This window comes from Streptomyces sp. MMCC 100 (genome assembly GCF_041538145.2).
Lineage (GTDB): Bacteria > Actinomycetota > Actinomycetes > Streptomycetales > Streptomycetaceae > Streptomyces.
This window is the reverse complement of the sequence record NZ_JBGORK020000001.1, coordinates 2,760,606-2,779,150: the sequence shown is the minus strand read 5'-3', so window position 1 is coordinate 2,779,150 and position 18,545 is coordinate 2,760,606. Positions and strand designations below refer to the sequence as shown.

12 protein-coding genes and 1 pseudogene are annotated in these 18,545 nt (G+C 73.9%); 7 read left to right on the top strand and 6 right to left on the bottom strand.

Annotated elements, in window-relative coordinates:
* Nucleotides 1-10 precede the first annotated feature (10 nt).
* The 3 genes and pseudogenes from ABS735_RS12865 to ABS735_RS12855 form a co-directional block, all read right to left on the bottom strand.
* Nucleotides 11-1,285 (bottom strand): NAD(P)/FAD-dependent oxidoreductase, encoded by a 1,275-nt coding sequence (locus tag ABS735_RS12865; RefSeq protein ID WP_373905931.1) that lies wholly within the window; start codon nt 1,283-1,285, stop codon nt 11-13.
* Complete coding sequence (locus ABS735_RS12860; protein WP_373905932.1) at nt 1,282-2,685, bottom strand: FAD-dependent oxidoreductase; 1,404 nt, start codon at nt 2,683-2,685, stop codon at nt 1,282-1,284. Before ABS735_RS12860 ends, ABS735_RS12865 begins: the two co-directional genes overlap by 4 nt.
* Nucleotides 2,682-4,120 (bottom strand): annotated as a pseudogene (locus ABS735_RS12855) (FGGY family carbohydrate kinase). Before ABS735_RS12855 ends, ABS735_RS12860 begins: the two are co-directional and overlap by 4 nt.
* A 271-nt stretch (nt 4,121-4,391) precedes the next feature.
* On the opposite strand from ABS735_RS12855, the gene ABS735_RS12850 reads away from it, so the two are divergent.
* The 6 genes from ABS735_RS12850 to ABS735_RS12825 all read left to right on the top strand — a co-directional run bounded on the left by ABS735_RS12850 (nt 4,392) and on the right by ABS735_RS12825 (nt 12,811).
* Nucleotides 4,392-5,420: a hypothetical protein gene (locus tag ABS735_RS12850; RefSeq protein WP_373905933.1), complete on the top strand. Its 1,029-nt coding sequence runs from the start codon at nt 4,392-4,394 to the stop codon at nt 5,418-5,420.
* A gap of 31 nt (nt 5,421-5,451) precedes the next feature.
* Nucleotides 5,452-6,966: an amino acid permease gene (locus tag ABS735_RS12845; protein WP_373905934.1), complete on the top strand. Its 1,515-nt coding sequence runs from the start codon at nt 5,452-5,454 to the stop codon at nt 6,964-6,966.
* 209 nt (nt 6,967-7,175) lie between these two features.
* The gene (locus ABS735_RS12840) at nt 7,176-8,255 is read left to right on the top strand and encodes a mechanosensitive ion channel family protein (RefSeq protein WP_373905935.1); all 1,080 of its coding nucleotides are present in this window, start codon (nt 7,176-7,178) and stop codon (nt 8,253-8,255) included.
* Nucleotides 8,256-8,396: 141 nt separating this feature from the next.
* Nucleotides 8,397-10,616, top strand: a complete 2,220-nt coding sequence (locus tag ABS735_RS12835) for an NADP-dependent isocitrate dehydrogenase (RefSeq protein WP_373905936.1) — start codon at nt 8,397-8,399, stop codon at nt 10,614-10,616.
* 100 nt (nt 10,617-10,716) lie between these two features.
* Nucleotides 10,717-11,514, top strand: a complete 798-nt coding sequence (locus ABS735_RS12830) for an N-formylglutamate amidohydrolase (RefSeq protein ID WP_373905937.1) — start codon at nt 10,717-10,719, stop codon at nt 11,512-11,514.
* A gap of 73 nt (nt 11,515-11,587) precedes the next feature.
* Nucleotides 11,588-12,811 carry a cytochrome P450 gene (locus tag ABS735_RS12825; protein ID WP_373905938.1) on the top strand — a complete coding sequence of 408 codons (1,224 nt, stop codon included), beginning with the start codon at nt 11,588-11,590 and terminating at the stop codon, nt 12,809-12,811.
* A 24-nt stretch (nt 12,812-12,835) separates the two neighbouring features.
* Here the strand turns inward: ABS735_RS12825 and ABS735_RS12820 are convergent, their stop codons facing one another.
* The 3 genes from ABS735_RS12820 to ABS735_RS12810 are packed head-to-tail and all read right to left on the bottom strand — an operon-like array spanning nt 12,836 to nt 15,458.
* Nucleotides 12,836-13,381: a hypothetical protein gene (locus ABS735_RS12820; RefSeq protein WP_373905939.1), complete on the bottom strand. Its 546-nt coding sequence runs from the start codon at nt 13,379-13,381 to the stop codon at nt 12,836-12,838.
* Nucleotides 13,378-14,016, bottom strand: a complete 639-nt coding sequence (locus ABS735_RS12815; RefSeq protein WP_373905940.1) for an RNA polymerase sigma factor — start codon at nt 14,014-14,016, stop codon at nt 13,378-13,380. Before ABS735_RS12815 ends, ABS735_RS12820 begins: the two co-directional genes overlap by 4 nt.
* Nucleotides 14,017-14,024: 8 nt before the next feature.
* Nucleotides 14,025-15,458 carry a S8/S53 family peptidase gene (locus ABS735_RS12810; protein ID WP_373905941.1) on the bottom strand — a complete coding sequence of 478 codons (1,434 nt, stop codon included), beginning with the start codon at nt 15,456-15,458 and terminating at the stop codon, nt 14,025-14,027.
* A 193-nt stretch (nt 15,459-15,651) separates the two neighbouring features.
* On the opposite strand from ABS735_RS12810, the gene ABS735_RS12805 reads away from it, so the two are divergent.
* Nucleotides 15,652-18,543, top strand: coding sequence for a CHAT domain-containing protein (locus ABS735_RS12805; RefSeq protein ID WP_373906219.1), 2,892 nt, complete (start codon nt 15,652-15,654; stop codon nt 18,541-18,543).
* Nucleotides 18,544-18,545 lie beyond the last annotated feature (2 nt).

Genomic DNA, 18,545 nt, shown 5'->3' with positions numbered 1-18,545 from the left:
GCCGTGCGGGTCATCCCGGGTGCGGTCGGGCGACGGTGACGTGCACCGGCCCGCCCTCGGGGTCGACCCGGTGCGTCCAGCGTGCGGTCAGCTTCAGCGGGCGGTGCGGGAGGGCCGTGGTGAGGTGGAACCGCTCGCGGTGCAGGGGGCGGCCGTCCTGGGTGACGTACAGGACGGGGCGGGTCAGCGGGACCGCCGTGCGCAGGAGGTACGGGAGGCGGTCGGCCGGGGTGACGCGGTTCGGGGCGATGCGCAGCAGGGGTGGGTCGGCGACCAGGGGGACGCCGGTGGGCCAGTACAGGTCCGTCGGGTCCGTCGGGTCCGTCGGGTCCGTCTCTGTGCCGCTCGTGAGCCAGTGGCTCACTGCGGTCGCGGCGTGCGCGCCCTCCCGGGCCGCCGTGGCCGCGCTCTCGACCGCGTGCAGCACGCTGCCGACCGCGAAGACGCCGGGCCGTGAGGTGCGCAGGGCGCCGTCCACCGCAGGGCCGCCGGTGGCGGGGTCCAGGGTCAACGCACCGCGCCGGGCGAGTTCGTGGTCGGGGACGAAGTCGCCGGTGAACACGGCGGTGTCGCAGCGCAGCGTGGCCGTACGGCCGTCGCGGTGGCGTACCCGCACGCCCGCCAGGCGGCCGTGGCCGAGGAGTTCGGTGACGGTGGTGCCGGTGAGGACGGGGGTGCGGTGCCGCAGGCGCGCGTCCAGGGTCCGCGTGCGGGTGGCGGTGGCCCGGGGCAGCTCCGTGACCAGCGCGACGACCTCGGCTCCGGCGGCCCGTACGGTGTCGGCGGCGGCGTGGGAGACGTCCTCGGCGCCGACGATCACCGCACGGGTGCCGATGTGCTGCCCGTACAGGTGGACCGCCTGCTGGAGTTCGCCGGTGGTGTACACGCCGGCGGGTCGGGTGCCGGGGACGAGGCGGGCGGCGCGGGGGCGTTCGCGGGCGCCGGTGGCCAGGACGACCGCGCGGGCGGCGAGCGTCCGGACGCCCTGTGGCCCGACGGTGGTGAGGGTGCGGGGGCCCGCCCAGTCGAGCGCGGTGACGCCGGTCCGTACGTCCGCGCCGGCGTGGACGGCCGCGTCGGTGAGGAGACGGGCGTGGGCCGGGCCGGTCAGCGCGTGCGGCCAGGTGCCGAAGCCCCGGTGCGCGCAGTGCCTGGGCACTCCCCCGGGCGACTGCTCGCGCTCCAGGACCTCGACGCGGACGCCGGTGGTCGCGAGCAGGGACGCGGCGGCGAGTCCGGCGGGGCCGGCCCCCACCACCAGGACGTCGACCTGTCGACTTGTCACCCCTGCGCCTCCTCGAACAACGCCCGTACCGCCGCCCCGCAGTAGAAGCCCTGGCAACGCCCCGCCCGGGCCCGGGTACGGCGGCGCAGTCCGTCGAGTGAGCGGGGCGGGAGCGGGCCGGCGAGGGCGTCGCGGATCTCGCCGCGGGAGACGCGTTCGCAGTGGCAGACCAGGGCGCCGTACTCCGGGTCGGCGGCGACGAGGTCGGGCCGCTGGTGGGGGCGGGGGAAGGCCTCGCCGAGGTTGGGCATGCGGACCGGTTCGGGCGGGCGCCGGGGGCCGAGGTCGAGGCCGGTGCCGGCGAGCAGGCCGGTGACGTGCTCGGCGATGGCGAGGGAGGCGGTGAGGCCGGTGGAGCGGATGCCGCCGACGGTGACGTAACCCTGGCCGGGGTGAGCGGCGACCTTGTAGTCGTCGTGCTCGGTGGCGGCGCGCAGGCCGGCGTAGACGGCGGTGACCTCCTCCTCCAGCAGTGCGGGCAGGATGCGGCGGCCCTGTTCACGCAGGCGGCTCAGGCCCTCGGCGGTGGAGCCGGTGTCGCGCTTGTCGTCCAGGTCCTCGGCGGTGGGTCCGAGCAGGACGTTGCCGTAGACGGTGGGGGCGACCAGGACGCCCTTGCCGAGGGCGGTGGGGACGGGCAGGAGGATGTGGCGGACGAGAGCGCGGGCGAACTTGTCGTGGACGACGAGCTGGCCCCGGCGCGGGGTGACGGTGAAGTCGTCGTGGCCCAGGCTCCGGTCGAGGGTGTCGGCGTGCAGTCCGGCGGCGTTGACGAGCCGCCGGGCGTGCAGCGGGCCGCGCGGGGTGGTGAGCCGGTGGACGCCGTCGGCGTGACCGGCGTGTGCGACGGGCGAGTTGAGGTGCAGGTCGACTCCGCCGCGGACCGCCTGGGTGGCGTACGCCAGGGTCGTCGTCCACGGGCAGATGATGCTCTCGCCGGGCACGTGCAGGGCGCCGAGCGCACCGGGGCCGAGGTGGGGTTCGCGGGCGTAGAGGTCGGCGGGGCCGAGCAGACGGGTGTCGTGGTACTCGTTGCGCCGGGCCTTCTCGGCGAGGCGGGGCAGCGCCGCGAGCTGCTCCTCGTCCCAGGCCACGAGCAGGGCACCGACGCGTTCGACGGGGATGTTCGACTCGGCGGCGTACGCGGTGAGTTCGCGGGCGCCCTCCCGGACGAGCCGAGCCTCCAGCGAGCCGGGCACGGCGTCGAACCCGGTGTGCAGGATGGCGGTGTTGGCCTTGGACGTGCCCTGGCCGACGTCGTCCTGCGCCTCGACGAGGGCGACCCGCAGCCCCGGGTGGTGCGCGAGCCGACGGGCGATCGCGCATCCGACGACCCCGGCCCCGACGACCGCCACGTCGTACGGCTCGACGGGCAGGGAGCCCGACGCGGTGACGGTCATGCCGGGCCCCCGGCGAGCAGCGCCGCGACCGCCGTGCGGAACCGGGTACGGCGTTCGGTGGCCTCGTCGGCGGTGACGCGGGGCTCGTACACGGTGGTGGGGCCGATGGCGGGGAGCGCGTCGGCGAGGGTGAGGGACGGGTCCCGGCCGAGGCGGGCGAGGACGCCGACGCCGAGGGCGGTGGCGTCGGGCAACGCGGATACCTCTACCGGGCGTTGCAGCAGGTCGGCCTGGGTCTGCATGAGGAGCGCGGAGCGGGTGAGGCCGCCGTCGACGCGCAGTACGGTCAGCGCGGCGCCGAGGTCGGCCGCCGCGGCGTCGGCGAGTTCCGCGACCTGGGCGGCGAGGCCCTCGCACAGGGCGCGCACCAGGTGCCCGGGGTGGTGTCCAGGCCGAGACCGGTGAGCGAGCCGCGCAGGTCGCCGCGCCACCAGGGAGCGGCGAGCCCGGCCAGCGCCGGGACGAAGGTGACGCCGCCGGCGTCCGGCACCGCGGCGCCCACGGGGTCGAGGTCGGCGGCGCCGGCGATGACGCCGAGGTCGGTGAGCCACCGTACGGCGGAGGCGGCCGTGTACACCTGGCCGTCCAGGCAGTGGTCGGTGCGTCCGCCGAGCCGCCAGGCGACACAGGCGGCCAGGCCCGAGGCGCCCCGCCGTGGTGTGCCGCCGGTATGGGCGAGGAGGAACGCGCCGGTGCCGTAGGTGCACTTGGCGGTGCCGGGTTCCGTGACGCGCTGGGCGAGCAGCGCGGCCTGCTGGTCGACGGCGAGGCCGGTGAGCGGGAGTTCGGGGCCGAAGGCCTTGGTCGTGCCGACGTGGGCGGCGTTGTCCACGATGTCCGGGAGCCGTTCGCCGGTCAGGCCGTACAGCTCCAGGGCACGTGGCGACCAGTCCGCGCGGTCGAGGTCGAGGAGCTGGGTGCGGGAGGCGGTCGCGGCGTCCGTGACGTGGGCGCCGGTGAGGCGGTGGACCAGCCAGGTGTCGGAGGTGGTGACCCGGCCCTCGCGGGTCAGGTGCCGTCGTGTCCAAGCCATTTTCGGCGCGGCGAAGTACGGGTCCAGGGGCAGGCCGGTGAGGTGACGCAACTCGTCGGCGTGGTCGTCCAGTTCGGCGCAGAGAGATGCCGCCCTGCGGTCCTGCCAGACCAGTGCGTCGGTGAGCGGGCGGCCGGTGTCCGGGTCCCAGGCGAGCACCGTCTCACCCTGGTTGGCCAGGCCCAGCGCGGTGACCGGCTCGCCCGCGTCGGCGAGCGCCCGGCGGCCGGCGTCGACCACCGAGCCGTACAGCTCCTCCGGGTCCACCTCCACCAGGCCGCCGGGCAGGTACCGGGGGCGGACCTCGGCGAATCCGGTGCCGACGACGCCCCGTTCCGGGCAGATCACCAGCGCCTTGGTGCCGGAGGTGCCCTGGTCGACGGCGAGTACCGAGTCCGGCATCGCACCTCCCGGCTCCCGCGCCGACGGTCTCGGCGATCACTGCGCGCCAGCCTGCCCCCGCGGGCACTCTGCGTCAAGGGTGACTGACTGGCAGTCAGTTGACGCTGGTGGCAACGTATTTGGGTCGCTGCGCCAAAACCGAACAGAGGCGGAACCTCCGCCTCTATAGTGTGCGCCGACCGCTCGACCACCGCACCGCCGCCCCCGGGGAGGGCTGTTTGTCATTCCATGCTGCCGTCCGGCCCGTTCCGCTCCCGACAGCGGGCGTGTGATGGCCAGAGACGGAGCACAGCCCGCCTACGACCCCGCCGGCCACGACACCGCGCTGCGTTCCGCGCTTCAGGAGGTGCGGGCCGGGCGCTGGATGTCGATGCGCCTCCTGCTGGAACAGACCGGCTCCTGGTCGCAGTGGACGCGGCGCAGCCAGGTGCTGGCAGCCTCGGCGGCCGGTACGGACGTGGTGCGGGCCTGGCTCGCGGAGGAGCCGCACAGCGTGGCGGCCGCGGTGATGCACGCCCGGGTGGTCGTGGAGCGCGCGCTGCGGGCGCACCGCGAGGAGCACCCCCGCACGCGCGAGCTGTGGCTGCAGGCCTGGCACGCCTGCGACGCGGCGACGCGCTCGGCGCCGTACGACCCGGTGCCGTGGGTGTGTCTGCTGGCGCTGGCCCGGCTGGACGAGGGGCAGCGCTGGGAGGAGCACCGGATGGCTCCGCCCGAGCCGATGCTGCCCCCGGGCCCGTGGGGCCTGCTCGCCGAGGCCGGCAAGCGGGACCCGTACAACCGCGAGGCACACCACCGCATGCTGCAGTTCCTGTATCCGCGCGGCGGCAGCGAACGCCTCGCCCGGGCGGCGGGGTTCGCGCACTGGGCGGCGGAATCGGCCCCGCCGGGCTCGGCGCTGCACGTGCTGCCGCTGTACGTGCGGGTGGAGCGCTACCGCCGCTCGGGCGCGCGGGAGGCGGCGCTGGATCTGCACTGGGTGGCGGAGGACGCCGCCCGTGAGGCCCGGCAGGCGTTCCACTCCTGGTTCGCGCTCTGTCCGCGGGACGAGCGCTCCCTGCCGGATCTGAACCACCTGGCCCACGCGCTGTGGGGCGCCCTCCGGTTCCGGGAGGCGAACCAGGTGTTCGACGCGCTCGGCCCCTACTGGACGCCGCTGCCCTGGGCATGCCGGGCCCCGGGCGGCGGTTCGTCCAGGCGGGCGGTGGAGGTCTTCCTCCAGGCCCGCACGCGCAGCCGCGCGGCCGCCGGCGGCCGCGGCCGCAGCCATGGCCGTGACCGTGACCGACGGCAACCCTGACCCCCCACCCTTCCGTCCCCGGAGGTTCGCCATGTCCCGCCCGTCCGAACCGTCTGCCACCGACGAGGAACACCGCCTGCGCGAACTCGGCTACCGGCCCGTGCTGGCCCGCCGTATGGGCGGCTTCGGCAACTTCGCGATCAGCTTCTCGGTGATCTCGATCCTGTCCGGCTGCATGACCCTGTACGGCTTCGGCCTGGGCACCGGTGGCCCGGCCGTGATGCTGTGGGGCTGGGCGGGCGTCGGCCTGTTCGTGCTGTGCGTCGGGATGGCGCTGGCCGAGGTGACCAGCGCGTATCCGACGTCCGGCGCGCTGTACTACATGGCCGACCGGCTCGGGGGACGGCGCTGGGGCTGGTACACCGGCTGGCTGAACCTGCTGGGGCTGCTCGGCGCGATCGCCGGGATCGACTACGGGGCGGCGCTGTTCACGGGCGCGTTCCTGAATCTCCAGTGGGGCTTCGAGCCGACGCCGGAGAAGACGATGCTGATCTTCGCCGCGATCCTGCTGCTGCACGCCGTGCTCAACCTCTTCGGGGTGCGGCTGGTCAGTGTGCTCAACTCGGTGAGCGTGTGGTGGCACCTGGCCGGTGTGGCGCTGATCGTCGGCGCGCTGGTGATCGTCCCCGACCACCACCGGTCGCCGTCCTTCGTCTTCACCGAGTTCGTCAACGACACCGGTTGGGAGAATCCGCTGTACGTGGCCGCGATCGGCCTGCTGCTCGCGCAGTACACCTTCTCCGGTTACGACGCCTCCGCCCATCTGTCCGAGGAGACCTCGAACGCGTCGGTGTCGGCAGCGCGCGGCATCGTGCGGGCCATCTGGGTGTCGTGGCTGGCGGGTTTCGTACTGCTGGCCGGGCTGACCTTCGCGATCCAGGACTACGACGCGACCCGCGACACCGCGACGGGGGTGCCGCCCGCGCAGATCCTCCTCGACGGGCTGGGCACGGACGGTGCGAGCGCGCTGCTGCTGGTGGTGATCGTGGCGCAGCTGTTCTGCGGGAACGCCGAGGTGGCCGCCGCGAGCCGGATGGTGTTCGCGTTCAGCCGGGACGGCGCCCTGCCCGGCTCGTCGCTGTGGCGCAGGGTCTCCGCCCGTACCCAGACCCCGGTGGCAGCGGTGTGGCTGTCGGTGGTGGTGGCCTGTCTGCTGGCGCTGCCGTCCCTGTACTCGGCGACGGCGTACGGCGCGGTGACCGCCATCAACGTCATCGGCATCACCCCGGCGTACGCCATCCCGGTGCTGCTGCGGCTGCGGGCCGGCGACCGGTTCACGCCGGGGCCCTGGAACCTGGGCCGGTGGAGCAGGCCGGTCGGGTGGATCGCGGTGGTGTGGGTGGCGTTGGTCACCGTGCTGTTCTGCCTCCCGCAGTCGTCCCCGGTGACGGTCGACACGATGAACTACGCCGCCGTCGCCCTGGTCGTCGTACTGGTATTGGCCACGGTGTGGTGGTTCGTCGCCCGCCGTTCGTACGGCACCCCGACGACCGCGGCCTACGGCGACGACCGTGAGCAGGCGGAACTGGCCGAGGGCATCGTCTGAAACGCCCCGTTCCGCTCCTCGGCACGGTACGGAACACCGCCCGGGATGCGGCAGGATGAGCCCTCGCGCCGGTCGAACTGTCTTGCGGTTCCGCCGGATCGCGCATCCCCGACTTCCCGCAGGTATCGAGCAGGTGACGACGTGACGAGCAATCACATCCGGCCGTCGGCGAAGGGTTTCGCCGCGGCCGTGCCCCTTGGAGGTGGCCGGTGACCGACGAGCTGACCGTGGACCACCTGCTGCCCGCAGGCATCGCGCTGGGGGCGGGGCTGCTGGGCGCGTTCCTGCTGCGGATGCTGCTGCGGTGGCTGGCGGGTCACGCCGGGCGCACCCGCTGGAGCGGCGACGACGTGATCGTGGCCGCGCTGCGCACGGTGGCGCCGTGGGCGGCGGTCGCGGGCGGGGTGGCCGGCGCGGGGGCGGCGCTGCCGCTGACGCGGACCGTGCAGCACAGTGTCAACCAGGTGCTGACGGTACTGCTGATCTTCGTGGCGACGGTGACGGCGGCCCGGGTGGTCGCCGGTCTGGTGCGGACGGTGACGACCTCGCGCTCGGGGGTCGCCGGGTCGGCCACGATCTTCGTCAACATCACCAGGATCCTGGTGCTGGCCATCGGTTTCCTGGTGATGCTGCAGACGCTGGGCGTCTCCATCGCGCCGATGCTCACCGCCCTGGGCGTGGGCGGTCTGGCCGTCGCGCTGGCCCTCCAGGACACGCTGGCCAACCTCTTCGCGGGTATTCACATCCTCGCCTCGAAGACCGTGCAGCCGGGCGACTACATCCAGCTCAGCAGCGGCGAGGAGGGCTACGTCGAGGACATCAACTGGCGCCAGACCACCGTCCGCGAGCTGTCCAACAACCTGGTCGTGATCCCGAACGGGCAGCTCGCGAAGTCGAACATGACCAACTTCATGCGGCCCGAGCAGCGGCTCACGGTCCTGGTCCAGGTCGGGGTGTCCTACGACAGCGACCTGGAGCACGTGGAGCGGGTGACGACCGAGGTGATCGCCGAGGTGATGACGGAGGTCGGCGGCGCGGTGCCGGAGCACGAGCCGGCGATACGGTTCCACACCTTCGGCGACTCGCGGATCGGCTTCACGGTGATCCTCGGCGTGGGCGAGTTCAGCGACCAGTACCGGATCAAGCACGAGTTCATCAAACGGCTGCACAAGCGGTACCGCGCGGAGGGGATCCGGATTCCGTCGCCCGCCCGGACGGTCGCGCTCCAGCAGGGGGCCGTGGTCCTCCCGCAGCAGCGGGCGGGCGAGGACGTCGTCCCGCTCACCTGAGCATCCGTCGCCGTATGCACGTTCGATATCGGGGTCGCGTGGCCGGTTGTCCGGAATCACCGCGCGACCCCTGTCGAGCCGCGGTCGGTCACGAGATATCTTGATGTCGAGCAATGTTGCAGACGTGGAGCGGAGCACCCGGTGACTGACTCGACCATCATCTATACACACACTGACGAGGCCCCGGCCCTGGCGACGTATTCGTTCCTGCCGGTGGTCCGGGCGTACGCCTCGCAGGCGGGTGTCGCGGTCGAGACCCGCGACATCTCGCTGGCCGGCCGCATCATCGCCCTGTTCCCGGAGTACCTGACCGAGGACCAGCGCATCCCGGACGCCCTCGCCGAGCTGGGCGAGCTGGCCAAGACGCCCGCCGCCAACATCATCAAGCTGCCGAACATCTCGGCGTCCATCCCGCAGCTCAAGGCCGCCATCGCCGAGCTGCAGGGCCAGGGCTACGCGCTGCCGGCCTACCCGGACGACCCGAAGACCGACGAGGAGCGCGACGTCCGCGCCCGCTACGACAAGGTCAAGGGCTCCGCGGTCAACCCGGTCCTGCGCGAGGGCAACTCCGACCGCCGTGCCCCGGCGTCGGTGAAGAACTACGCCAAGAACCACCCGCACCGCATGGGTGCCTGGACCGGCGAGTCCAAGACCAACGTCGCGACCATGGGCGAGAACGACTTCCGCTCCACCGAGAAGTCCGCGGTGATCGCCGAGGACGGCACCCTGCGGATCGAGCTGGTCGGCGACGACGGCACCACCACGGTGCTGCGCGAGTCGGTACCGGTGAAGAAGGACGAGGTCGTCGACGCCTCCGTGCTGCGCGTCGCCGCGCTGCGCGAGTTCCTCACCGCGCAGGTCGCCCGCGCCAAGGCCGAGGGCATCCTCTACTCGGTGCACCTGAAGGCCACGATGATGAAGGTCTCCGACCCGATCATCTTCGGCCACGTGGTCCGCGCCTTCTTCCCGAAGACCTTCGCCCAGTACGGCGAGGTGCTCGCCAAGGCCGGCCTGACCCCGAACGACGGCCTCGGCGGCATCTACAAGGGCCTGGAGTCCCTGCCCGAGGGTGCCGAGATCAAGGCGTCCTTCGACGCCGAGCTGGCCGAGGGCCCGGAGCTGGCCATGGTCGACTCCGACAAGGGCATCACCAACCTGCACGTGCCCTCGGACGTCATCATCGACGCCTCCATGCCGGCCATGATCCGCACCTCCGGTCACATGTGGGGCGCGGACGGCGGCGAGCACGACGCCCTCGCCGTCATCCCGGACTCCTCCTACGCCGGCGTGTACCAGGCCGTCATCGAGGACTGCCGCGCCAACGGCGCCTACGACCCCTCCACCATGGGCTCGGTCCCGAACGTCGGTCTCATGGCGCAGAAGGCCGAGGAGTACGGCAGCCACGACAAGACCTTCGAGATCCCCACCACGGGCACGGTCCGCCTGGTCGACGCGGCCGGCAACGCGGTCCTGGAGCAGACGGTCTCCGCCGGTGACATCTTCCGCGCCTGCCAGACCAAGGACGCGCCGATCCGCGACTGGGTGAAGCTGGCCGTCACCAGGGCCCGCGCCACCGGCGACCCGGCCGTCTTCTGGCTGGACGAGGGCCGCGCCCACGACGCCAACCTGATCGCCAAGGTGAAGGCGTACCTGCCGGAGCACGACACCGAGGGCCTGGACATCCGGATCCTCAACCCCGTCGAGGCGACCAAGCTGTCGGTGGAGCGCATCCGCCGCGGCGAGAACACCATCTCGGTGACCGGCAACGTCCTGCGCGACTACCTGACCGACCTCTTCCCGATCCTGGAGCTGGGCACCAGCGCCAAGATGCTGTCGGTCGTCCCGCTGATGGCGGGCGGCGGCCTCTTCGAGACCGGTGCCGGCGGCTCGGCCCCGAAGCACGTGCAGCAGCTGGTCAAGGAGGACTACCTGCGCTGGGACTCCCTCGGTGAGTTCTTCGCGCTGGTGCCGTCCTTGGAGCAGTTCGCCGAGGTCACCGGCAACACCCGCGCCAAGGTCCTCGCCGACGCCCTCGACCGCGCCACGGCGACCTTCCTCAACGAGGACAAGTCGCCGACCCGCCGCGTCGGCGGCATCGACAACCGCGGCAGCCACTTCTACCTGTCCCTGTACTGGGCGCAGGAGCTGGCGAAGCAGACCGACGACGCGGACCTGGCCAAGGCCTTCGCCCCGCTCGCCGAGACGCTCACCGCGAGCGAACAGAAGATCGTCGAAGAGCTGAACGCCGTCCAGGGCAAGCCGGCCGACATCGGCGGCTACTACCAGCCCGACCCGGCCAAGGCCGCCGAGGTCATGCGCCCGTCGACCACCTGGAACGAGGCGCTGGCTTCCCTCGCCTGATCCTCGGGAACCGTTTCGCGTCCCACGGGCACCCCGTTTCCGCTCGGCGGAGACGGGGTGCCCGTCCGTCTGTCGTCCCCAGACCTCCGGAGCGCTCCGCATGACCGACGCCCCCGCTTCCTTCGAGCTCGTCCCGGGTGCCCCGCACTCCCCCGTGCTGCTGCACGTGCCGCACTCCTCCCGCGCGGTCCCTGCCGACGTCCGGCCCGGCATCGTCCTGTCCGACGCGGAGCTGGAGCGGGAGCTGGACCACATGACCGACTCGCACACCGCGGAGATCGCCGGGCGGGCCGCCGAACTGGCCGGTCTCACGCCCTGGCGGTTCGTGAACCGGGCGTCGCGGCTGGTGGTGGACCCGGAGCGGTTCCCGGACGAGCGGGAGGAGATGACGGCCGTCGGGATGGGCGCCGTGTACACGCGGACGTCGCACCGCGAGGTGCTGCGCCCGGACGGCACAGACCCCGCACCGCTGATCGAGCGGTACTTCCGGCCCTATGCGCGGGCGATGACCGAGGCGGTCGCCGACCGGCTCGCGGCCACCGGACGGGCCGTGATCATCGACGTGCACTCCTACCCGACCGAGCCGCTCCCCTACGAACTGCACGGCGAGGGTCCGCGCCCGCCCGTCTGCCTGGGCACCGACGGCTTCCACACGCCTCGCGAGCTGCTCGCCGCGGCCCGGGAGGCGTTCGCTCCCTGCGGGGAGACCGGCCTGGACAGCCCGTTCGGCGGGACGTACGTGCCGCTGGACTTCTACCGGAAGCGGAGCGAGGTCGGCGCGCTGATGGTGGAGATCCGCCGGGACACCTACATGACGGAGCCGGGCGGTCCGGCCGGGCCGGGCCTGTCCCGGCTCGCCGAGTCGCTCGCGGCGCTCGTGGACTCCGTGTCCCGCTGACCGCCGGCCGGCCGCCCACCGGCTGGAGCACTCCCGCGCGACAGCCGGGCGGGTGCGCGGCGAGGGTGGAGGGATGACGCAGGAGACCACCACCCTCACCGGCCAGTCGCCGCCCCCGGTACGGGACTGGCCCGCCCTCGACCTGGACGGCCCGGAGTTCGACCCGGTCCTCGCCGATCTCATGCGCGAGGGGCCGCTGACCCGCGTCCGGCTCCCGCACGGCGAGGGCTGGGCCTGGCTGGCGACGCGCTACGACGACGTGAAGGCGATCACGAACGACCCGCGCTTCGGACGGGCCGAGGTGACACGGCGTCAGGTCACGCGTCTGGCGCCGCACTTCAAGCCGCGCCCCGGCTCCCTCGCCTTCGCGGACCAGCCCGACCACAACCGGCTGCGGCGCGCGGTCGCCGGCGCGTTCACCGTGGGCGCGACGAAGCGGCTGCGGCCCCGGGCGCAGGAGATCCTCGACGGTCTGGTGGACGGGATCGTTGCCGAGGGGCCGCCGGCGGACCTGGTCGAGCGGGTGCTGGAGCCCTTCCCGATCGCCGTCGTCAGCGAGGTGATGGGCGTGCCGGCCGCCGACCGGGAGCGCGTGCACTCCTGGACCCGGCAGATCATCTCCACCTCCGGCGGCGCCGAGGCCGCCGAGCGGGCCAAACAGGGCCTGTACGGGTGGATCACCGAGACCGTCCGCGCCCGGGCCGGCAGCGACGGCGGCGACGTGTACTCGATGCTGGGCGCCGCCGTGGGCCGCGGCGAGGTCGGCGAGACGGAGGCCGTCGGGCTCGCGGGGCCGCTGCAGATCGGCGGCGAGGCCGTCACGCACAACGTCGGCCAGATGCTGTACCTGCTGCTCACCCGCCCCGAGCTGATGGCGCGGATGCGGGAGCGGCCCGAGGCGCGCGGCACGGCGCTGGACGAGCTGCTGCGCTGGATCTCGCACCGCACCTCGGTGGGCCTCGCCCGCATCGCGCTGGAGGACGTCGAGGTGCACGGGACGCGCATCGCCGCCGGCGACCCCGTGTACGTCTCCTACCTGGCCGCCAACCGCGATCCGGACGTCTTCCCCGACCCCGACCGCATCGACCTGGACCGCGAACCCAACCCGCACCTGGCGTACGGCAACGGGCACCACTTCTGCACCGGCGCCGTGCTCGCCCGGATGCAGACCGAGCTGCTCGTCGACACCCTCCTGGAACGGCTGCCGGGGCTGCGGCTCGCGGTCCCCGCCGACCGGGTGGCCTGGCGCCGCAAGACCATGATCAGGGGCCCGCGCACGCTGCCCTGCACCTGGTAGCCCCGTATCCGGGAGGCGGCGCGCTCAGGCCCGCAGCCACTCCGTGACGACCACCTCCCGGCCGGTGCGCAGTCGCAGCGCGAACGGGCCGGCAGGCGGGGCCTCGCCGGTGAACCGGCCCATGTCGTCGGCCGTCAGCCGCGCGTGCGCCCGCGGGCCGCTCAGCACCTCGATGCCGGCCGGACCCGGCGGCAACAGCTGGCCGATCAGACCGTCGGCGGTCACCTCGACGTCGACGGTCACGCCGTCCGTGCTGAAGGTCAGCATCCTCGGCGGGTCCGTCTCCCCCCTGACGGGGATGCCGTCCACCAGGGAGTCGAAGGTCAGCTCGGCGACGCGGGCGTCCAGGTCGTGCAGGGCGAAGGCGTCGACCGCGACGCGCCTCAGCTCGGCCGGGACCGGGTCCAGGATCGCGGCGGCCTGCCGCAGTTCCTCCTCCAGGAGACCGTCGTGCAGCTCCCCGTCGCGCTCGTCGTAGGCACCGCGCTCGTTGCGTTCGTCGTACTCGCCGGGCTCGTTGCGTTCGTCGTACTCGCCGCGCTCGTCGTGCTCGTCGCTCAGACCGCTCATTTCGTCCCCCGAGCCTCCATCCGGGCCCGCAGCCGGCGCAGACAGCGCTGGCGCATCGGCCCGATGCTGCCCACCGCGATACCCAGCGCGGCGGACACCTCCTGATAACTGGGCGGTGGCGAGGAGATCAGCACCCGCAGCAACTGGCGGCACCGCTCGCCCAGTTCCTCGAACTCCTGCCACAGCAGCCGGACGCGCTCGGTCTGCGCGGCGGCCTCCTCGGAGTCGAGCACCGACTCCTCCGGCGTGCGGTCCTCGCTCGGCCGGTCGAGCAGCTGCGGATCGTCGGTCGGCGCCCACCGTTTCGAGGCCCTGAGCAGCTTGAGGCACTCGTGCCGTGCCGTGCTCGCCAGCCAGGAGCCGGTCTTCTCCGGTTCCCGGATCCGACCCAGGTGCTGGGCGAACCGGAACCAGGCGGTCTGGTACACCTCGTGCGCGTCGGCGTCGGACAGCCCGTGCGACCTGGCCACGGACCACACGAGCGGGCCGAGTCCGTCCACCAGTGACTTCCAGGCCGCCGCGTCCCCGTCGGCCGCCGACTGGACGAGCGCCCCGACATCTGCACGGTCCACGGTCCCACCCCTCGTGTACGACGTGCCATCGTACGCCGTGGAGCAGGTGGTTCCGACCGGCATCAGACCGTTCACGACCCGCCGGCCGACGGGTCGACGGGGACCCGGTGCCAGGTGGGCGGCAGCAGCGCCGGCACGTGCGCCCCGCGCACCTCGGCGTACTCGGTGTTGGCCGCGAGCAGTTGCCGGCCGGCCGCGCGCGGATCGGTCTCCTTGTGCGCCGTCATGTGGGAGGCGACCAGGCCCGCGACCACCGGAGTGGCGAAGGAGGTGCCGCTCCACTGCGCGTGCCCCTCGAACATCACCTGGTCCGGCTTGGCGGGTGCCTCCCCCGGCTCGCTGAGCACCCCGTTGTGCCGGGGGTACTGGCAGGTGCAGGCGTAGGTGAAGCCGAACCGGCAGGCGTCGTACGTGGAGTGCCGGTAGACGTACGGCACGGGTGTCCCGAAGCCGGTGAGGGCGCTGGTGAGGCGCTCGCCGGGGGCGTAGGCCCGTACCCAGCCGCCGTGGTTGCTGAAGCAGGCGCCGAACTCGCCGTCGGAGCGCAGTGCGCCGACCGACAGCACGGAGTTCTCCCAGCCGGGCAGGGTGGCGTAGGCGGCGGGCCAGAAGGGCGTGGCGCTGGCGTTGTTGCCGGCGGCGGCGACCAGCAGGGTGCGCCGGCCGCGGAGTTCCTCCATGAAGGCGTGTACGCCGAGCAGGCCGTCGGTGCGGCCGTTGGAGGTGCCGGCGGAGAGGCTGAGGACCTCGGGCCAGCCGCCGCGGTCGACGGCCTCGAAGAGCTTCTCACCCAGCTCGGACTCCAGGATCGCGCCCGCGTCGTTGAGGGTGTTGCGGACGGTCACGTCGGTGTTGGGCGCGACGGCGGCGACGAGCCCGGCGATGAAGGTGCCGTGTCCGACGTACTGGCACAGGACGCCGTCGTCGTCGCACTCCCTGATCTGGGCGTCGCCCTCGGTGTGGGCCAGCAGCGGGTAGGACCGGTAGTCGTGCATGAGACCGGTGTCGATGACGAGGACGCCGACCGCGGTCGCCGCGTCGTACGGCGTCCCGTCGGCGGCCGGGTTGGGCGGCTCGCTCAGCGGGACGGGCACGGGTTCGTCGCCGGGGCAGGCGTTGACGGCGATGGAGACGACGTGGTTGCGGCTGATCAGCCGGCGGCCCGCGCGGCCCTCCATCGTCCTGAGGGAGCGCAGGGCGTGGGCGACGGTGGGATCGCCGTCGCCGTCGCCCTGGCCGGGGTCGGCGACCTGGATGCGGGTGATGCCGGTGCGGTTGGTCTCGGGGCTCGCCCGGCGCACGTGGTCCGGCGTCAGATCGGACATGGTGGTGAAGTGGTCGCGCACGGTGTCCTCGACGAGGCGGGCCTCCTCGCCGTCGCGGGCGAGGACGACGCCCTTCTCGTAGAAGAACTCGGCGGAGTCGTCCGGGCCCATCGCCAGCGGGACGTCCGGCATCGAGCGCTGGATCTGGTCGAACTGCTCGCGGAATCGCTGTGGTGCCATTCTTGTCCTCCACTGAGGCGGCGGCGGTGACGACGGTCTGGGCCGCGGTCGTGACCACGGTGGTGGCTGCGGTCGTCAATCAGAGTCCCGGGGTGGCCGATTGATACAGACTCGAACCTGTGTGGCGTGGTTCCGGAGCACTACCATCCGTGGGGTGACAGCGCGAAACGACTCGGTTCTCGAACTGCTGCCGATGGTGTTCGCCGCCCCGGGCGAAGCGCTGACGCGGGCGGAGGAGGTGCTCGGCTCCGATCCCTCGCCGCTGCACGCCTCGGTCGCCCATCAGGTGATCGGCATCTGGCAGCGGGACTTCGGCGACACCCGGCGGGCCCTGGCCCATCTGCGGCGCGCCCGTGACCTGGCCGCCCGCGCGGACTCGGCCGAGCGGGAGGCGGACGTCCTGGCCACGCTCGGGGTCGCGCTGGTGCACGCCGGGCGTACGCGGGCGGGGCTGGCGGCGTTCGAGCGGGGCGTGGCGCGCGGGAGCGGGCACACGCGCGCGCGGGTGCTGTTCCGGCGGGCGTACGTGTGGTGGGTGCTCGGCCGGCACGGCGAGGCGCTGGAGGACGTACGGCGGGCCATCCCGGTGCTGCGTCAGGTGGACGATGTGATCTGGACGGCGCGGGCGCTGACGCTCAGGGCGACCGTGCATCTGGCGCAGGGCTCGGTGGAGCGGGCCGACGCCGACTTCACGGCGGCGGAGGCGTTGTGGGACACCACGGGCCAGGAGCACGACAAGGCCGACGCGGTGGAGAGCCGGGGGCTGGCGGCGTTCCGGTCGGGTGACGTGCCGGCGGCGCTGCGGCTCCTCGACGAGGCGGAGGAGCGGTACGCGAAGCTGGGCACGCCGACGTTCATGCTCACCATCCGGCGCTGCGAGGTGCTGATGGCGGCGGGTCTCGCCACGGAGGCGCTGGCGGAGGCGGACGGGGCGGTCGCGGCGCTGGACGGGATCGGCGGGCAGTCCACTCGCAAGGCGGAGTTGCTGCTGGTCGCCGCGCGGGCGGCCCGGCTGGCGGGCGAGCCGCAGACCTCGCTCGCGCGCGCGGCCGTCGCCGTACGGCTCTTCGCCGGGCAGCGGCGCACCTGGTACGAGACGCACGCCCGGCTGGTGCTGCTCGAGGCGCGGGTCGCCACGGGGCGCGGGTCGGGCCGGCTGGTCGCGGACGCGGCGGCGGTGGCGGAACGGCTGGCGGCCTTCGGGGCTCCGGCGGCGCCGGAGGCTTCACTGCTGGCGGGCCGGATCGCGCTGGGCCTCGGCTGGACGGCCGACGCGGAACGGCATCTGGCGGTGGCCGCGCGCAGCCGGCACAGCGGGCCGCCGCTGGCCCGGATGACCGGCTGGGCGGCCCAGGCGCTGCGGGCGCGGGCGGCGGGTTCGGCGCGGGGCGTGCTGGAGGCCTGCCGGCGCGGTCTCGACGTCCTCGACGACCACCGGATGACGCTGGGCGCCTCGGAGCTGCGGGCCCGGGCCACCGCGCAGGGCGCGGAGCTGGCGGCGCTGGCGCAGCGGGCGTCCCTGGTCTCGGGCGGGCCGCGGCGGCTGCTGGGCTGGAGCGAGCGCTGGCGGGCGACGGTGCTGTCGGCGCCGCCGACCCGCCCGCCGGCCGATCCGGTGCTGCTGACCGCCATGACGGCGTTCCGGGAGCTCGCGGCCCGCGCGGAGGAGGCTCGCTCGGACGGCGGCCGGCCCGCTCCCGCGCTGGAGCGCGAACAGCGGCGCCTGGAGCGGGAGATCCGCTCCCGCACCCTGCACATGCGGGGCGAGGCACCGGGCGACGGCGACCGGTTCGACGTGGGACGGCTGCTGCGGCGGCTGGGCGACGAGGTGCGGCTGGTGGAACTGGCGGTGCTCGACGGGCGCGTGCAGGTGCTGCTGTGCGGGCAGGGACGGGTACGGCGGTTCGAGGCCGGGCTGCTGGCCGATGCGGAGGCGGAGGCGGAGCACGTACAGGCCGGTCTGCGGCGGCTGGCCCATCCGGGCGCCGAGGCGCGGCTGCCGCTGGTGGAGGCGGCCGGCGCGCGGCTTGAGCACCTGCTGCTGGGGCCGGCCGCGGCGCACCTGGGCTCCGGTCCGGTCGTCGTGGTCCCGCCGGGCCGGCTGCATCGCGTGCCGTGGGCCCTGCTGCCCGCCCTGCGCGAGCGGGTCCTGAGCGTGTCGCCGTCGGCGAGCAGCTGGCTGCGCGCGAAGGACACCGCTCCCCCGACCGGCGGCCGCCAGGTACTGGTGCGCGGCCCGGGCCTGGCGACCGGCGGCGCCGAGATCACGGAGCTCGCGCAACGGTACGGTGCGGCGCGGACACCGGGGGACGGGGATACGTGGCGCCCGCCGCCCGGGGGCGGGTACGGGGCCCCACGCGGGCCGGCCGACGGCAAACCGCAGACCCGGGTGACCGTCGGCGGAATCCCTGCCACGGCGGCAGGCGATGGGGACCCCTCTGCGACGGCCGGGCCAGGGCGCCCGCCCGCGACGGCCGCCCCGGGGAGCCGGTCCGCGACGGGCGGCGAGGGCGTGGGGGGTTCTGAGCCGTGCGCCGAACCGCGCCCCGCGGACGGCCGTTCACCGCGCGCGTCCACGGCGCAGCTCCCGGGCGGCCCGGCCCCGCACGGTGGGCCCACCGTGTTGGAGGGGGACGCGGCGCGGGTGCCGCGGGTGCTGCGGGAGCTGGACGGGGCGGCGTTGGCGCACATCGCGGCGCACGGGACCTTCCGGGCGGACAGCCCCTTGTTCTCTTCGCTGCGGATGGCGGACGGGCCGCTCATCGTGCACGACTTCGAGCGGCTCGACCGCAGCCCGTACCGGATCATCCTGCCCTGCTGCGACACCGCACGCTTCGCGTCGGTCGGCGCCGACGAGCTGCTCGGCCTCGTCACCGCGCTGCTGCCGCTGGGCACGGCCGGGGTGGTGGCGTGCACCGCGCCGGTCAACGACGCCGCCGCGGTGCCGCTGATGCTCGCGCTGCACAAGGGGCTGGACGCGGGACTGTCCCTGGCGGAGGCGCTGCGCGACGCGCGGGCCTCACTGCCGGACGACGCGGTGCACCAGGCGACGGGGTGGGCCTTCTCGGCGTTCGGGGCGGCCTGACA

Coding starts and splice junctions, on each gene's coding strand:
- ABS735_RS12850 (WP_373905933.1), top strand. CDS start 4,392: ATGGCCAGAGACGGAGCACAGCCCGCCTACGACCCCGCCGGCCACGAC.
- ABS735_RS12860 (WP_373905932.1), bottom strand. CDS start 2,685: ATGACCGTCACCGCGTCGGGCTCCCTGCCCGTCGAGCCGTACGACGTG.
- ABS735_RS12845 (WP_373905934.1), top strand. CDS start 5,452: ATGTCCCGCCCGTCCGAACCGTCTGCCACCGACGAGGAACACCGCCTG.
- ABS735_RS12810 (WP_373905941.1), bottom strand. CDS start 15,458: ATGGCACCACAGCGATTCCGCGAGCAGTTCGACCAGATCCAGCGCTCG.
- ABS735_RS12815 (WP_373905940.1), bottom strand. CDS start 14,016: ATGCCGGTCGGAACCACCTGCTCCACGGCGTACGATGGCACGTCGTAC.
- ABS735_RS12825 (WP_373905938.1), top strand. CDS start 11,588: ATGACGCAGGAGACCACCACCCTCACCGGCCAGTCGCCGCCCCCGGTA.
- ABS735_RS12805 (WP_373906219.1), top strand. CDS start 15,652: ATGGTGTTCGCCGCCCCGGGCGAAGCGCTGACGCGGGCGGAGGAGGTG.
- ABS735_RS12820 (WP_373905939.1), bottom strand. CDS start 13,381: ATGAGCGGTCTGAGCGACGAGCACGACGAGCGCGGCGAGTACGACGAA.
- ABS735_RS12830 (WP_373905937.1), top strand. CDS start 10,717: ATGACCGACGCCCCCGCTTCCTTCGAGCTCGTCCCGGGTGCCCCGCAC.